We start from the raw sequence: 16,131 nt of genomic DNA, 5'->3' as shown, positions 1-16,131 counted from the left end.
CCATGACGCAGACGCCCCTTTCGCAGGATCCCGCCGCCACAAGACAGGTCGCGGCGGACCTGCGCGAAGCAGGTCCGCTGATCATTCGCTCGGGACTCCCGCAATCAACCGACGCAACGCCTCGGCCTCACGGTCGGGGCGTTTTTGCTTCGGGATCCTCGGCGCCGCGCCATTGGGCCGGCAATCGCAACAGGCACCCATCGCAACAGGCAACCGTTGAAGGAGGCACCATGTTCGAAGAACAGCCGCAGCAGGAAATCGACGCGCTGATGCGTTCCAACCCGGAGTTCAAGCAGCTCTATCAGCGCCACCGCGACCTGGACAAGAAGGTGATGGATGCCGAACTCGGCGTACTGCCGATCGACGACATCACCCTCGCCCAGATGAAGCGGGAAAAGCTTGCTGCGAAGGATCGCCTGGTCCGTCTGTACGACGCCGGACACCATTGACGACGCATCGTCGCCATGAAGTCGCCCGGCAGGCCTGATAGCCGCTGGGCGCAGCGGCCGGGTTGCCGGCCGATGGAAAACCCCGTCTTTGCATCGCGGGCGGTGGCGCCTTCCTCGTCGGATCGCCACCGCCCGCGGTGAAACCACGGCAGGCCGATGCGCGGCCGTCAAGACTCCGCCCGGCAGCGAGCGCCCGCTAGAATCCGGGGGTCCCCGCGCAGTCCGCGGCCGCAGGATTCCCATGCCCATCCACGCTTCCGTACTCGAACTAATCGGCCGCACGCCGATCGTGAAAGCCCGCCGCCTCGACACGGGCCCGTGCGAGCTCTACTTCAAGCTGGAATCGCAGAATCCCGGCGGTTCGATCAAGGACCGCATCGGCCTGTCGATGATCGAAGCCGCGGAACAGACCGGGAAGATCAGGCCCGGCGACACCCTCGTCGAGGGCACCGCCGGCAACACCGGCATCGGACTGGCTCTGGTCGCCCAGCAGAAGGGCTACAAGCTGATCCTCGTCGTGCCCGACAAGATGAGCCGCGAGAAGATCTTCAACCTCAAGGCGATGGGTGCGCAGGTCGTGCTCACCCGCTCGGACGTGGCCAAGGGTCATCCCGACTACTACCAGGACATGGCCGAACGGATCGCCCGCGAAACGCCGGGCGCCTACTTCATCAACCAGTTCGGCAATCCCGACAATCCCGCTGCGCACGAGCAGGGCACCGGTCCGGAAATCCTCGAGCAGATGGTGGAAGTCGGTGGCGTCGACGCGATCGTCTTCGGTTGCGGCAGCTCGGGCACGATGACCGGCCTTTCCCGCTGCTTCGCCGCCAAGTCGCCGCATACGGAACTGATCCTGGCCGACCCGGTCGGCTCGATCCTCGAGGAATACATCAACCGCGGCACGCTCAGCGACAAGTCCGCGAGCTGGATGGTCGAGGGCATCGGCGAGGACTTCCTGCCGCCGATTTCCGACTTCACCCGCGTGAAGAAGGCCTACGCGATCAGTGACAAGGAAAGCTTCCTCACCGCGCGCGAACTGCTGGAAAAGGAGGGGATTCTGGGTGGTTCTTCGACGGGCACGCTGCTCGCCGCCGCGCTGAAGTACTGCCGCGAACAGACGACGCCGAAGAAGGTGCTGACCCTCGTTCCGGATACCGGCAACAAGTACATCTCGAAGATGTACAACGACTACTGGATGCTGGACAACGGCTTCCTCGAGCGCGAACCGAGCGGCGACCTGCGCGACCTGATCACACGCCCGTACTCCAAGCGCGACACGATCGTCGTTGCGCCCACCGACCTGCTGATCACCGCGTGGCAGCGCATGAAGCTCTACGACGTAAGCCAGCTGCCGGTGATGGAAGGCGACAACATCGTCGGCATCGTCGACGAGAGCGACGTCCTGCTGCATGTGTACGGCGACGAGTCCCGCTTCCGCGATCCGGTGTCCACCGCGATGGTGAGCAAGCTGGACAAGCTGGACGTGACTTCACCGATCGAGTCGCTGCTTCCGGTCTTCGACCGCGGGCATGTCGCCATCGTGATGGATGGCGAGAAGTTCGTCGGCCTGATCACCCGCATCGACTTGCTGAACTATCTCCGCCGACGCGTCCAGTAAATCCCTGAAATTACGGGCTTAAGCGCAAGCGGAGTGCTAGAATCCGCGGCCGCCCGGCAGCCAGAATGGAAGTGCGAAATGACCGAACACGATAAGGATCGCAAACCCGGCCTGGGCACGCTCGCGATCCACGGCGGGCAATCCCCCGACCCGAGCACCGGCGCGGTCATGCCCCCCATTTACGCGACGTCGACCTACGCGCAGCGTAGTCCCGGCGAGCACCAAGGCTTCGAATACTCGCGCAGCCACAATCCGACACGCTTTGCCTACGAACGCTGTGTTGCGGCACTCGAAGGCGGCTCGCGTGGATACGCGTTCGCATCCGGCATGGCCGCGACCTCGACAGTGCTCGAACTGCTCGACAGTGGCAGCCACGTCATCGCGATGGATGACGTATACGGCGGCACCTACCGCCTGTTCGAACGCGTGCGCCGCCGTTCGGCTGGCCTCGACTTCAGTTGGGTCGACCTGAGCGACGCCGCGGCATTCGAAGCCGCGATCCGTCCGAACACCAGGCTGGTCTGGATCGAAACTCCGACGAACCCCTTGCTCAAGCTCGTCGACATCGAACAGATCTCCGCGATCGCACGCAAGCGCGGCCTGATCGTGGCCGTGGACAACACGTTCAGCTCGCCAGTCCTGCAGCGGCCGCTGGAACTCGGCGCGCACCTGGTCATGCATTCGGCGACCAAGTACCTCAACGGCCATTCCGACATGGTCGGCGGTGTGGTCGTTGTCGGGGATGATGCGGAGCTCGCCGACCAGATGGCGTTCCTGCAGAACGCAGTAGGCGGGGTGCAGGGACCATTCGATAGCTTCCTCGCCTTGCGTGGGTTAAAGACACTCCACCTGCGCATGAAGGCGCATTGCGAGAATGCGCAGGCCCTGGCCGAATGGCTGGAAGCTCATCCAGCTATCGAGAAAGTCATCTACCCCGGCTTGAAATCGCATGGGCAGGCAGCGCTTGCGCGGCGGCAGATGAACGGTTTCGGTGGAATGGTGTCGATCCAAGTCAGGGGCGGGCTCGACGCGGCCAAGCGCCTGTGCGAGCGCACGTCGTTATTCGCTCTGGCCGAGTCGCTCGGCGGTGTGGAAAGCCTCGTCAATCATCCGGCCATCATGACGCACGCATCGGTGCCGGCAGAGCGCCGCGCAACGTTAGGCATCACGGACAACCTGGTCAGGCTCAGTGTGGGCGTCGAAGACGTCGTCGACCTGCGCACCGACCTCGAGCAGGCGCTGGCCCGGTGACTTTCGCAATCGATACGAATGCACCGATGAAAAAGATTGTTCACCACGGCTCCCGTCCCGCCGGTGGAGTGTCGCTGCTGGCCGATGTGCACAACAGCCTTCGCCGACCGGAATTCTGGTCTTTCGCCGCGTGGCTGGATCTCATTACGAAGTACCGCCGTTCGCGGCTGGGCGTGCTCTGGATGTTCGTCCCGCCAGCGATGACCGTATTCCTGCTTGGTTATTTCTATTCGGGCCTGTCTTCGCGCAATCCATTCGAATTCATGCCGTACATGGGCATGGGATATGTCCTATGGCGATTCATCACGCAGGTCATCAGCGAATCTTCTGGCGTCATGCTGTCGCACCGCGCTTTCATCATGGACGGTCGCACACGATTCACCGACTACGTGCTGCGTTGCCTGTCGAAGGCGGCGCTCTACTTCCTGGCGGCGCTGTTGGTCGTGTCGGTTGCCTTTGCGCTGTCGCCAGAATTCAGTTTCATGGGCTTCGGCACGTTGTTGCTCACGTTGCCGATATTCCTCGTAAATCTTTTCAGCCTGGGCGTGGTGCTCGCACTGGTCGGCGCGCGGTATCCAGACACGCACGAGCTGACCACGACCATCTTCATTTTCGGTTTCCTGCTGACGCCGATCCTCTGGTACCCGGAACACATTCCCCCCGGAAGCGCACGGGCGATGTTCATGCACGCCAATCCGGCCTTCCATCTGATCGAACTGGTGCGCGGCCCGATGCTCGGGCGGCCACTGACATCCATCACGATCGTCTATGTGGCGGTGATGACGTTCGCCCTGCCGGTGCTCGCGGCCCTGCTGTATCGCCGCTACGCCAGGTTCGTGCCGATCTGGATCTGACATGGCACATCTGAGAGTTGAAAACCTCGGGCTGGACGTACCTCTCTACGTCCACAACGAACGGAACATGCATACCTGGTTTGGCGCGCTACATGGCGCCGCCTTCTCCGCGCCGAAGCGAGAGTTCGTCACGTTACTCAACGGCATCTCGTTCGAAGCGAACGAGGGCGACCGAATCGCGATCATCGGACGCAATGGCGCAGGCAAGTCCACGCTGCTGCAATTGCTCACCGGCGCCTATCAGCCCACGCGCGGCTGCATCGACGTCGAGGGCACGCGGCACGCCCTGATGAACATGTCGCTGGGCTTCAACCCCGAGGCGACCGTTGCGGAGAACATCCTGTTGCGCGCCTCTGCCATGGGGGCACCGCTGAGCGATGCGCGCGCCCTCGTGGGCCCGGTGCTGGATTTTGCCGAGCTCGGCGAAAAAGCCAATCACCGCCTCCGTACGCTGTCGTCGGGACAGCGCATGCGGCTGGGTTTCGCGATCTCCACGTCGACCCAGCACGACATCATGCTGCTGGACGAATGGATCGGTACCGGCGATGCCGAATTCATCGAAAAGGCAACCGAACGCATGATGCACCGCGTCGGTGGCAGCAAGATCGTGATCATGGCTACCCACAGCGTCAGCCTGATCCGCCGCACGTGCAATCGCGCGTTGCTGATCGATCGCGGCATGCTCAAGGGGCGCGGCACCGTCGATCGTGTCCTGAAGATATACAAGGACATGATGGCCAAGCATCAGCGGCACGGCACATGAGCGGTCGTCGCACGGCTTCATGCGCTGCACCCGCCTCCCAAGGGATGGCTCCTGCGCGAAGGAGGGGCGCGTGCGAGCACTAGTCATTGCCTATGAATTCCCCCCGAGCCCATCTCCCCAATCGTTGCGATGGATGTATCTGACGCGTGAGCTGGCGGAGCAAGGGGTCGACGTGCACGTATTGACCGTTGATCCGCCGCCGACCTCGATGCTGCGGTCGCATGTGCCCGCGGGCGTCGAGGTGCACCGCGTGTTTCCCGGGTTTGTCGTGGGCGGAGTGGCGTGGCTTGCCAAACGCAAGCGAGCTTCTCGCAAGAATGTTGCGGAATCCGCTTCCAGTACTCATGTGGCCGCAACCTCCGCGCCGGCCCGGTTGAACTGGAAAGGAAGACTGGTCGAATCCATTCAGCGGTTCGCCGCGCACGTGTGTTTCCCTGATTTGCGCGGCGAATGGCGTCCCTTCGCGAGCCGACGCCTGCACCAGTTGCTGGACGAGCTCCGGCCCGATGTCGTGGTGAGTTCGCACGAGCCGGCCACCACGCTGCAGTTGGGAGCGCTGGCCAAGGCTCGCGGCTTCCGCTGGCTGGCGGATCTCGGCGATCCGGTGTTGTCGTTCTATACGCCGGAGCGATGGCGCGCCAAATCCCTAGGGCTCGAACGTCGTACCTGCAAGGAAGCCGACCTCGTGACGGTGACGACGGCTGGCGCGCGTGCGGTGCTAATCGATCGCCACAGACTTATGGGCGATCGCGTGCGCGTATTGACCCAAGGCTACGACGCGCGGCCGACGGAAGCGCGCAACCCGGTGGACTTCGATCCGCAGCGCCTGGAGTTGCTGTTCACCGGAAGTCTATACAGCTTCCGCAACCCCGAAGCCCTGCTGGATGGGTTGCTCGCTTGCGACCCGTCGGTGCGTCTGAATATCGCCACGTCCCGATGGCCTGAATCCCTCGAGCAGTGGTTGGTGCGTCACCCGGAGCGTCTGCGCCTGCTTGGTTTCCTGCCACATGAGGAGGCCGTGGCGGCCCAGCGTGCGGCAGACGTTCTTGTCAATATCGCCAACGACGACCCGATCCACCTGCCAGGGAAGATCTTCGAATACCTCGGCGCGCGCCGGCCGATCCTCCATCTGGGCGACGACCCTTCGGATGCCGGTGCCGCGATCGTGGCCGAGCGCAAATGCGGTTGGCGCTGCCAGCAGCACGCCCCCTCCATCGCGTCGGCGCTCTCCAGTCTCGCCGCGCTGAAGCGGCAGGGGCGGCTGGACAACGAGTTCAACCTGCAGACGGATGGCCTCGAGCGATACAGTTGGCAGGGAATCGGCAGACAACTGCACGGGTTCCTGGCCGATATCGGACGCGGTGGACCGGCGTGAGGCAGAACGACGAAAATTCCAACCAGGCGTGGTCCGAGCGAGCGCGATTGCGAGACGAACTGGCGCAGGAGCGACGGACGACATCGGAATTGAAGACTCGTCTCGCCGGGATCGAAGCCAGCTCTTCATGGCGGCTGACGGCCCCATTGCGCCGGCTCGTCGAGCGCCTGCGCGGCAAGAGGCACGTCGTAGCGGAACCCCCGGGGCGGGTACCTGTTCCCGCCGGCATTCCAGACGAATTGCTGCGTCGCGACCTGCCTCTTTCTGGCAGCGATGCCAGTTGCCGGCTGTTGGACTGCCACCCGGCGATGGCGGGGGTATTACCCGAACCGGTAATCGCGACATTCGACGAAACCTCGGTCGCACCGTCGCGCTGGCAGTTCTGCCCCGATGACAGTGGCTGCCTCGCCTTGGTGGGCAGCGAAGAACTGGCGCGCGAACTCGCCTTCGAAACGGCAGTCGTGAGGCTCGATCCAGAGCGCTGGATGGACCAGCTGTCGGCACAACCCATCGATTTCCTCCTCGTGGACACCGATATCCACGGCCTGCAGCCGGAATGGTCCAGGCGCTTGCATGCGGCGGACGGGCAGGGGATGTCCGCCCTGGCGACCCATTGTCGCGAAGCGGGCATCAGGATCGTCGCGTGGTTGCGGATGACCGTGGACGAATACCAGCAGGCAAGCGCGTTGGCGCGCCACGCCGACCTCGTGTACGCCATCGACGATGACGTTCTCGCCGTGGCGCGGGCGGACCTTGGTGCCGACCGTGTCGCCTTGCTGCCCCCGGCGGTGCAGCCAAAGCTCCACAATCCTTCGCGCACGCCGGCGATGAGCGAGATCGGGGCGAAGCTGTCCGACGTGGTGCTGGTGGATGCCCTTGCGGGAGCCGTGGAAACGAGCCCGGCGCTCACGTCCGGATTCGATTCCGGCACGTGGCTGGTCGAAAGCTACTGGGATGTCGGTGTAGCCAAAGCTTCGGCGCTGGCGACCAAGGCCAAGATTGTCGGAGTCATTGATACGTTCGACAAGGCCCTGCTGTCGCGTCTCGTCGGCGGCGAACTGTTCACAGTCGATGCGCGCAAACCGCGCTGGCGCATTCAGCTTGAAATGCTGCGCGCGGCGGCATCGGGCGCATTGGTTGGCGTCGCCGAGCGAGGCGTGGCTTGGCCAGCTGGGATTCACCTGCCCGTTGCGGGTCACACGCCTGCGCAGTTGCGCCGGTTGCTGGCGGACCCGATAGCCGCGGCAGCATGGCGGCAACGCGCGATTCGGACCGTGCTGGAAGACCATACGCTCGCCATCCGGCTGCGCCGCATCCGCGCAGACCTTGGGCTACCGCTTTCGTCTCCGGCAAAGGTGTCGTGCCTGCTGGTGAGCCGGCGACCGGAGCGCATCGAGGCGTGTATCGCGATGTTCATGCGGCAGCGTTACCCCGCGCGCGAACTGATCGTGGTGCTCCACGGAGAACCCGGGCAAGCGACCGTCCTTCCCCAAGCGGGACAGCTTGTCCACCGCATCCACGTGATGCACGCGGCCTCCGAACTGGGGCTCGGTGACTGTTTGAACCTCGCCTTCGCACAGGCCCGGGGCGAATACTGGGCCAAGCTGGACGATGACGATCACTACGGTCCGGATTACCTGTCGGACCTGATGTTGATGGCCGCGCATGTCGATTGCGACATCGTTGCAAAGCCTTTGGTATTCACAGCTTTCGAAAGCGACGATTCCCTGTATTGGGACCCGGGCAAGCAGCGGTTTGCGCACATGCTTTATCCAGCCGGCTGGCCACGCGGCGTCGTGTGCGGCGCCACACTGGCGGGACGACGCGGGGTGCTGGAATCGGTACCGTTCCCCAACCGGCGCAGGCATGGTGCTGATTCAGCCTTCCTTGATGCCTGCGGCCAGAGGGGAATGCGTCTGCTGGCGAGTGATGGGTTCGGTTTCGCATGCCATCGCAGCGCGCAGGCGAGCTTCCATACGTGGGAAGGGGACGAGGCCGAAATCCGCGCCCGTGGCCTTCGCGTGGGCGGCCGCAACGTCATCGCCACCGTGGTGGACGCATGAGCAGCGGACACCGGCTCAATCGCATCTTCATCCTTGGCAGTTGCGTGTCGCGCGATGCCTTCCGCGTGCCCGACCATGGTTTCGAGCTCGTCGGGTACATTGCGCGTACTTCCTTGGCCAGCGCGTTTATCGCAACACCCGCTCCTCCTTCCATGATCGAGGCAGCCGACACCATCGAGAGCAAGTTCCAGCGTCGCATGGTCCAGATGGATCTCGGCAAACGCGCGGCGGCGACGCTGCGCAAGGGCGGGTTTGATTTCCTGCTGCTCGACCTGATCGATGAACGCTTCAACCTCGCGCGATTCGGCGGCTCCGATCGCATCCCGGCGCTCGTTACGCTATCAAAGGAATTTTCCCGGGTTTGCGGCTGGGGCGGCCCGATTCTGGTGCCCGGTAGCCCGCAGTACATGGCGGCGTGGAGGCGGGGAGTGGGACAACTCCTGAAGATCGTTCCGCCCTCCCGGATCCTGGTGAACCGCGCGTTCTGGGCGCGCGAACTCGAGGATGGCACGCCGCTTCCCGACCAGGCCCTGATCGAATCGAACAATTCACTGCTGGCATACATGTACGACTACCTGCGCCGCTGCGGAGTCAGTGCGGGCATCGACTATCCGGACGGGTTTGCGGCGGCTGCGGACCATTGCTGGGGGATTGCCCCGTTCCATTACGCCGAGCGGGTGTACCGTCGCCAGCTGGCCGAAATGGCGCGGATGGCGCAAACCCCGGACGCTTCATCCGCACCGCTTGATGCGGATGCAGCGGCGCAAGCATGCAAATGAGAAAGATGAATGAATAGGGAAGAACTGAAACAGGTCGAAATGCGCCACGGCGCCAAGCGCTTTCGTCTGTCCTGTCCGGTCGCGTGGGAACATGTCCGCGAGAGCGCCAATCTGCACGAATATCTCGCATTGTTCCTGTCCAGGGATGACGTCGTGATCGATGCCGCGCCGGGCTATGGGCGCGACACCGTGTTTTTCGCAGGCGTCGTTGGTTGCCGGGTAACCGCCGTGGCCGCGGACCAGAACGGGGCGCTCCTTCAAGGCAATCTCGAGGCCAACGGTTTGTTGCAGCGGATTGCGGTGATCGATGTGGACGCGTTGCGCGAGCACGCCAGCGCCATTCCCGCAGGACGCCTGCGGCTCGTGCGCATCGACGAAAATGTCCCCGCGGACGCCATCGAGGCGCTGGTCGCCACGCTGGTGCGCGATCGCGCAGTACTGGTATGTGCGGGGCTCGGCTCTGATGCTTCGGCCGCTCTGGCACTGCGCCTGTCCGCGCATCGCTATACGGCGCTCGCCACACTGGACGAAAGCCGGTGCTTCCTGATGGCACCGGTGGGTGACAGCCGGGAGGTTGCCCGCCTTGCGCGATTCCTGCGCTGCTGTCCTGCGTGGGGGGGCGATCCTGCGGCACTGCACGAATCACCGCAGGTCGAAGCGGTGCGCGTGGCGCCTGTGGATGCTCCGGTCGAAAAGGCGCCGGCCGCGCCTGCACCGCAGCTCATGCCGCAGCTTGCACCCGTCATTGACGAGGCGGTCTCGGCCGACTTACGCGACTTGCGCGAACAGCTTGCGCGGATCGACGCGCGGTCCCGCCAGCAACTGGAAATACAGCGCGATGAGTTGCGGCAGTTGGCGGCGGAACTTCGTGCGCGCTTGGCGCAGGCTGAGCAGCGGCACGAGGCATTGCTGAACGGACGCATCTTCCGCACCTTGGGCGCCATCGCGCGCGTCGTCCGGCGCTTGCAGCCCGCGCCCCCGCGAACGCCAGGCAAGGTAGTCGCCGATACGCTTGCCTCCGCCGCCGCGGCACCCATCGCCCATGTCACTCCCGCTCCGACCGCGGTCACCACGGATCCGGAACGGCTTCCTCCACCGGAGCGGGTACCGTTGGCCGGCGTGCCGTACATGTGCAGGCCGATGGGCGGCGTTTCCGGCGCGGACGTCGTCTATCCGGGCGAGCCGCTGATCACGGTAGTGATGACGACGTATAACACCGAACCCTATGTTGAGGCGGCCGTACGCTCCATCCTCGACCAGACCTGGCGCAATCTCGAACTGATTGTCGTTGACGACTGCAGTACGGACGGCACGCGGTCGAAGATCGAGGCCATTCGCGCGCTCGACCCGCGCGTCAAGCTGTACTGCTTCGGCGAGAACCGCGGCACCTACTTCTGCAAGAACTTCGGCATCACGCAGTCGAGTGGTGCGGTCGTCACCTTCATGGACAGCGACGACATTTCCGAGCCTCGCCGCCTCGAATTGCAGTTCAAGGCACTCAACCAGCCGGGATTCGCCGTCAGCACCTGCAACCACGTGCGCAAGGACGAATCCGGGCAGGTCATCCTGATAAATGGCGTCGCCGAACGCGTCGCCTATATCAGCCAGATGGTGAAGCGAAAGGTGTTCGAGGAGATCGGATATTTCGACACGATCCGCACCTCGGCCGATGACGAGTTCCTGCGTCGCGTGCGAATCACCTACGGAACGCAGGCACAAACCAACGTCAAGGATGTGCTGTACATCGCCCTGCTGCGGGATGGTTCGCTTACGCGTGACCCGGCCAATGCCATCAATTTCGTGCAGCAACGCAATTCGACGCAGAGCTTCCTGTCGCCGCAGCGCAGGCACTATGCGGCGATGTGTGACCGCTGGCACAAGTATTTGGGGGAGAAGAACCTTCGCCCCTACATGCCCTTCCCGGTGGTCCGACGTCCTTTTCCCGTGTTCGGAAGGCTGGTGGTGGACGGCGGTCGTTACGATGGCAACCGCATCACAGCGTGCCTGGCGACGTACCCGCCGCGCGAGGAAAAACTACGCGCGGTGGTGGCTGCGCTTCTGCCACAGGTCGACCAGATCCAGGTCTACCTCAATAACTACACCGCGGTGCCTGACTTCCTGCGTCACTCGCGGATCACGACGGTGCTGGGTAAGGAAGACCTGCGCGACAACGGCAAGTTTTACTTCCCCAAGGATCTTCCCAGGGGCTATTGCTTCACGGTCGATGACGATCTCGCCTATCCGCCGGACTACGTGCAGGCGATGATCAGGAAGATCGAGTTCTACGAGCGCAAGGCCGTGGTCGGCCTGCACGGCACGGTGTACGCAAAGCCGATCCGAAGCTTCTTCAAGGGACGGACCTTGCTGCACTTCGAGGAAGCGCTCGAAGTCGATACCGTGGTCAACCAGCTTGGTACAGGGACGGTGGCGTTCCATACCGATCTATGGCGACCGCAGCTGGACTGGTTCAAAACCACGGGTATGGCGGACGTCTGGTTGGCGATGCAGGCAAGGCGCATGCGCATCCCATTCGTTGCCGTTGCGCGCGAGGGCCAGTGGCTGCTGCCCATCGGCACAGAGGAAACCACGCTGTTTCGCGAGTTCCGCAAAAGCGACGAGATGCAGACCGCATTGGTGCGCGAGCTGGCGCCCTGGAAGGAAGAGCTCAGCAAGGAGCTGGCCGCCAGCATGGCCGGAAAACGCCGCAAGCTCGGGACGGCCTATGCGATGTTGCTGCCGCGATTGGGGATAGCCGAGGACGCCCCACGGCCATGATCCGGAACGCCGTATCCGGAATGTAGCTGCATCGGCTGGCTGCCTGCGGGGCGCGCCGGCCTTCCATTCAACTGGAGTGGTACCAATGAGGAAGTTGATGACGTTGCGACGCTTGGCGGGACTGGCGCTAGGCTTGGCCGGATTGGTGTTGATCGCGCTGGGTACCATAGGTGGCACTGCCCCGTGGTCGTGGGCCGGCATCGTGATGTGGGGCCTGCTCGGATTTGGATTGCTGGCCGCGCTCATCCAGCGCGTGATGGTGGTGATGCAGCTTGCCGCGTCGACCCGCCAGGACGCGAGCCGGATGCTGTCTTTTCAGGAGAATTTTCCGGCAATGCTGCGCAAACAGCTGGCGGAACAGGCGGGTGCCCAGCGCGCCGAATTCACCCGGCTGCGCAACGAGGCAGCGAGCGACCGCAGGGCACTGCAGGCAGGCATGGCACAAGCTGGACGGGAACGTGCGACGCTGCTCGAGGAAATGATCAACGTCGCCAAGGTGCAGTCGGCGCATGGCGCAGCGCTGACGGCGGCGCTGGAGGCGTCCATCTCCCGGCTGCGCGAACAACACCAGGAGCTCAAGGCGGAACTGGCGCGTGCGTTGTCCGAGCAGGATGAGCTGCGCAGGTTGATACTGGATGGAAATGATGTGTCGTTGCGCGTCTATCGCGATATCCGCAGCGATCTCGATTCGCGCGAAGGCAGGTTTGATGCCCTGGGCGCGGAACTGCACGAAGCCATTGCACGCCAGCAGGCCGCTACGTCCGACATCGCAAACGGCCTTGAGCGCCAGCTCGAGGCAACGAACGCGCAGCGTGCGATCGGCGACAGCGTCATCGCGACGGTGATGCAGGTGAACACCGCGGTGCGAGAGCTCGAATCCGCCTACGGGAACGACCGGCTTGCGGTGCAGGCTTTCCTCCGCGACGAAAAGAAGTTGCGTAGCCTGTCGCGCCCGGCACTGCAGTGGCTCAAATCCGAGGTGGTGCGCGAGATCGAGGCGCTGATGCAGTTGCGGCAGTTGCTCAACATCGAAACGCCGATGCCGTTGCTCGGCGGCTGGGCGATGGACCCCGAAGCAATGTTGACGCTGGTCAGGATGGTCATCGAGCGGAAGCCCCGGTGCATCGTCGAGCTCGGCAGCGGTACTTCGACGCTATGGCTGGCGATGGCGCTGCGTGCGGCAGGCGGCGGACGCATCGTGTCCTACGATCACCTGGAGCACTACGCTGCCCTCACCGCGACGGCGCTGCGCGACCACGGGCTCGACGCGTGGGGCGAAGTCCGGTGCGCACCACTCGCCGCGACTGACATTGGCGGTGTCAGCTATCCCTGGTACGACATCAACGCGGGCACGATGGACGCGCCCATCGATCTGCTGATCGTCGACGGCCCCCCGGCAGGGACCGGAGAAATGGCTCGATTCCCCGCGATTCCCAAGTTGCAGTCGTCCCTCGCCGACGGCGCCGTGGTCGTGGTCGATGACGCCTTGCGTCCCGACGAGAAGAAGATGATGAAGCTGTGGCGGGACGCGTTTCCCGGCCTCGCCGAGGGCGAGCCGTTGGGCTCCCGGACGACAACGCTTGTCTTCAGCCGTGAAGTCGGTGCGGCTTCGCAGGCGGCCGGCGACAGGAAAACCGCATGAAGCGGCCACGCGCCCTGACGGCTGATCCCACGGGGGCGGTGTGACCGGGTTGGTTGCGCGGCCAGTGCCGAGCGACGGCTTGGAACGACGCCCGGTCGCGCCCTACTACGTGCGCGATTATCTGGCGCGCCTGAAGTCCGATCGCGAGCTCGTGGCTTTCGAAATGACGGCGCTGCGCGCCCGCTCGGTGCCCGCGCGCGAGCTGATCGCATGGCATGCTTCCGGCCAACAGCTTGGGCTGGAGACCATCCTGTCGCTCGCTTCGGAGGTCTCCGTGAACGAGGATGCCCGCCGCGTCTGGCGAAGCCTCGATCCACGCGCGCTGGCGCGATTGGCGCGCGTCATCGCCCTCCAGGCCGTGTACCCCGGCGATGCCGACGCCGCGCATGTGATCTATTCAGCGATGGCGAGGGTGCACGGCCAGGCGGCGATCCCGCGAAGACATCTCGTGCTGGCCGCACAACTCGCAATCGCCGTCCACGATTTCGATTCGGCGGCATCGATCGCGCAAATGCTTCCGAAAAACCATGTCGATCGCCGCTATGTCATGTGCGATCTGGCCAACCCGTTCGGGGAGAGCCCGGACCGGTCCATGGAACGCTGGCTGGCGCGGCTCAACGAACTGGTTGTGGAAAGCGGTGCCGATGAGCTTTTCCTGAGCAACGACACCAGCTTGCAGCCCTTCGATCGGATCGGCTGCAACGTGCCTGCGGCATCGGTCGACGGACCGCTGGTGACGGTGATGATCAGCAGCTGGCGGCCCGATCACACCCTGGAAACCGCGGTGCGCTCGATCCTCGCGCAAAGTTGGGGCAACCTCGAGGTATTGCTGATCGACGATGCGTCGCCGCCGGAATATGAGCCGGTACTCGGCAAGATCGAAGCGCTCGATTCGCGGATACGCCTCATCAGGCAAGAACGGAACGCGGGCACCTATGTCGCGCGCAATCGCGGCCTGGCGGAGGCGCGTGGCGCGTATTTCACTGTGCATGACTCGGACGACTGGGCGCACCCACGCCGGATCGAGGCGCAGGTACGTGCCATCGAACGGGCACCAGGCACCGTTGCAAGTCAATGCATCGGCATTCGCGTCGACGATCGCCTGCAGTTCAATTTCCCGGGAGTCGCCGCGTATCGCACCAACGAATCTTCTCTGTTGTTCGCGACCGGCGCCGTCCGTTCGACGTTGGGCTATTACGATCCATCGCGCAAAGGCGCTGACAGCGAATACTCGACGCGACTGAGAAAAGTGTTCGGCGAGCAAGCCTGCGTGACGGTCAACTCGATACTTTCGCTGATACGGCTCAGCCCCGATTCGCTGTCGAGGAGCGAATTCAGACCCGGCTGGCGTCATCCAGCGCGCGCGGCATATCGACGCAACTTCGAGGGTTGGCATGGCAGAACTTCGGATCTGCGCATCCCCGAGCAGTCGTCTGCGCGTAAATTTCCCTTGCCGCGTCGTTTCCGCATCGATGGCAGCGGCGCGCGTCATAAGTTCGATTTCGCCTTCCTTGGTGATTTCCGGCGATCGTCGCCGCTGGCGGCGCTGGCCATGGATGAGATAGCCGTTCTCGCACTCGCGGGGCCGGTAGCGGTGATACAGGCCGATTCATTTTTGCGCCTGTCATCCGCGGCGGTCGACGCCTATGCCTGGCAGGTCGAGCGCGCATTGTTGGCGGGCACCATCGAAGAGATCGAACTCGGAAATCCCGTTGAAGTTGATACGCTGGTGGTGCTCGAGCCGGACCTGTTGCCGTTCCTGACCCAACATCGCGCACCTCTGAGGGCGCGGCGCGTGGTCCTTCTGGCGTCCAATGGGCCCATCGCTACCGATGGCCGCACAGGGTACAGGCCAGAGCTGTGCGAAGAGGCATCCCAAAGGATTTTCGGAGTCGACCCGTGCTGGATCGCGCGGGACGCGGTTGCTGCCGAGCAGATAGGTCCCATTGTGGACAGACGCCGGCAGATGGTCCGACGCTGGCCGCACGTCTTGGCACGCGGCCACTGGCAGATGCCCGCACGCCTGGAGAACGGGCGCCTGGTGTGCGGAATGGAATTGGATGCGCGTTTCCCCGCCGCCGCCCAACTCCGGCACTACGATGGCGCACAGCTGCACGAAATGCGGACCTGGATGCATGATCCGCAAGGGATCGCGGCTATGCCGGCACTGCCGATGGGCTGGCGAAGCTACGGCGCGGTATGTCGGGACAAGGCAACCTTCCTGGGGTTGCTGGACGTCTGGGTCGACCTGACCCCCCGAGGGGAATGTCCGCGATACCCCCTCGGTACGCTACAAGCCATGGCGGCCGGCTGTATTCCGGTGCTCGACCCATCCTGGCGGTTAGAATTCGGGCCCTCTGCCGTCTATGCAGAGGCAGCGGGTGCCGCTGCTATCATCCGCACCCTCCAGACGGACCCCCATCGCAAGTCCGAGCTCCGTGCGCACGGAAGTGCGCTGGTCGAGGAGCGTGCAGGAACCATCGGTTACCGCGACGAGATTTGCCGACTTTTCGGCGAATGAACCACGGTGGCCATCAAGTCAAGAATCTACGGGAATGGATA

Annotated in this window: 11 protein-coding genes; all 11 read left to right on the top strand. The window is 63.9% G+C overall.

Annotation, left to right across the window (positions count from 1 at the left end):
- The first annotated feature begins 230 nt into the window (after positions 1-230).
- The 11 genes from ASD14_RS14040 (at position 231) to ASD14_RS13990 (ending at position 16,090) form a co-directional block, all read left to right on the top strand.
- Entirely contained in the window at positions 231-449 is a 219-nt protein-coding gene (locus ASD14_RS14040) for a YdcH family protein (protein WP_056135142.1), read from the top strand.
- 241 nt (positions 450-690) lie between these two features.
- Positions 691-2,067, top strand: coding sequence for a pyridoxal-phosphate dependent enzyme (locus tag ASD14_RS14035; protein ID WP_056135139.1), 1,377 nt, complete (start codon positions 691-693; stop codon positions 2,065-2,067).
- A 78-nt stretch (positions 2,068-2,145) separates the two neighbouring features.
- Positions 2,146-3,318: a cystathionine gamma-synthase gene (locus ASD14_RS14030; RefSeq protein WP_056135134.1), complete on the top strand. Its 1,173-nt coding sequence runs from the start codon at positions 2,146-2,148 to the stop codon at positions 3,316-3,318.
- A 26-nt stretch (positions 3,319-3,344) separates the two neighbouring features.
- Entirely contained in the window at positions 3,345-4,172 is an 828-nt protein-coding gene (locus ASD14_RS14025; RefSeq protein WP_157475419.1) for an ABC transporter permease, read from the top strand.
- 67 nt (positions 4,173-4,239) lie between these two features.
- Positions 4,240-4,935, top strand: coding sequence for an ATP-binding cassette domain-containing protein (locus tag ASD14_RS14020; protein ID WP_162247713.1), 696 nt, complete (start codon positions 4,240-4,242; stop codon positions 4,933-4,935).
- 133 nt (positions 4,936-5,068) lie between these two features.
- Positions 5,069-6,310 carry a glycosyltransferase gene (locus ASD14_RS14015; RefSeq protein ID WP_056135125.1) on the top strand — a complete coding sequence of 414 codons (1,242 nt, stop codon included), beginning with the start codon at positions 5,069-5,071 and terminating at the stop codon, positions 6,308-6,310.
- A complete protein-coding gene (locus ASD14_RS14010; protein WP_162247712.1) occupies positions 6,307-8,373 on the top strand; it encodes a glycosyltransferase family A protein in 2,067 nt (688 codons plus the stop codon). Before ASD14_RS14015 ends, ASD14_RS14010 begins: the two co-directional genes overlap by 4 nt.
- A complete protein-coding gene (locus ASD14_RS14005; RefSeq protein ID WP_343123462.1) occupies positions 8,256-9,152 on the top strand; it encodes a DUF6270 domain-containing protein in 897 nt (298 codons plus the stop codon). Before ASD14_RS14010 ends, ASD14_RS14005 begins: the two co-directional genes overlap by 118 nt.
- 9 nt (positions 9,153-9,161) lie before the next feature.
- Positions 9,162-11,927, top strand: a complete 2,766-nt coding sequence (locus tag ASD14_RS14000; RefSeq protein WP_056135115.1) for a glycosyltransferase family A protein — start codon at positions 9,162-9,164, stop codon at positions 11,925-11,927.
- A 97-nt stretch (positions 11,928-12,024) separates the two neighbouring features.
- Positions 12,025-13,569 (top strand): class I SAM-dependent methyltransferase, encoded by a 1,545-nt coding sequence (locus ASD14_RS13995; protein ID WP_056135113.1) that lies wholly within the window; start codon positions 12,025-12,027, stop codon positions 13,567-13,569.
- A 109-nt stretch (positions 13,570-13,678) separates the two neighbouring features.
- Positions 13,679-16,090: a glycosyltransferase family 2 protein gene (locus tag ASD14_RS13990; protein ID WP_235565416.1), complete on the top strand. Its 2,412-nt coding sequence runs from the start codon at positions 13,679-13,681 to the stop codon at positions 16,088-16,090.
- Positions 16,091-16,131 lie beyond the last annotated feature (41 nt).

This window comes from Lysobacter sp. Root494 (assembly GCF_001427225.1).
Lineage (GTDB): Bacteria > Pseudomonadota > Gammaproteobacteria > Xanthomonadales > Xanthomonadaceae > Agrilutibacter.
The sequence above is the reverse complement of the archived record's forward strand: the minus strand, read 5'-3'. Positions and strand labels throughout refer to the sequence as shown.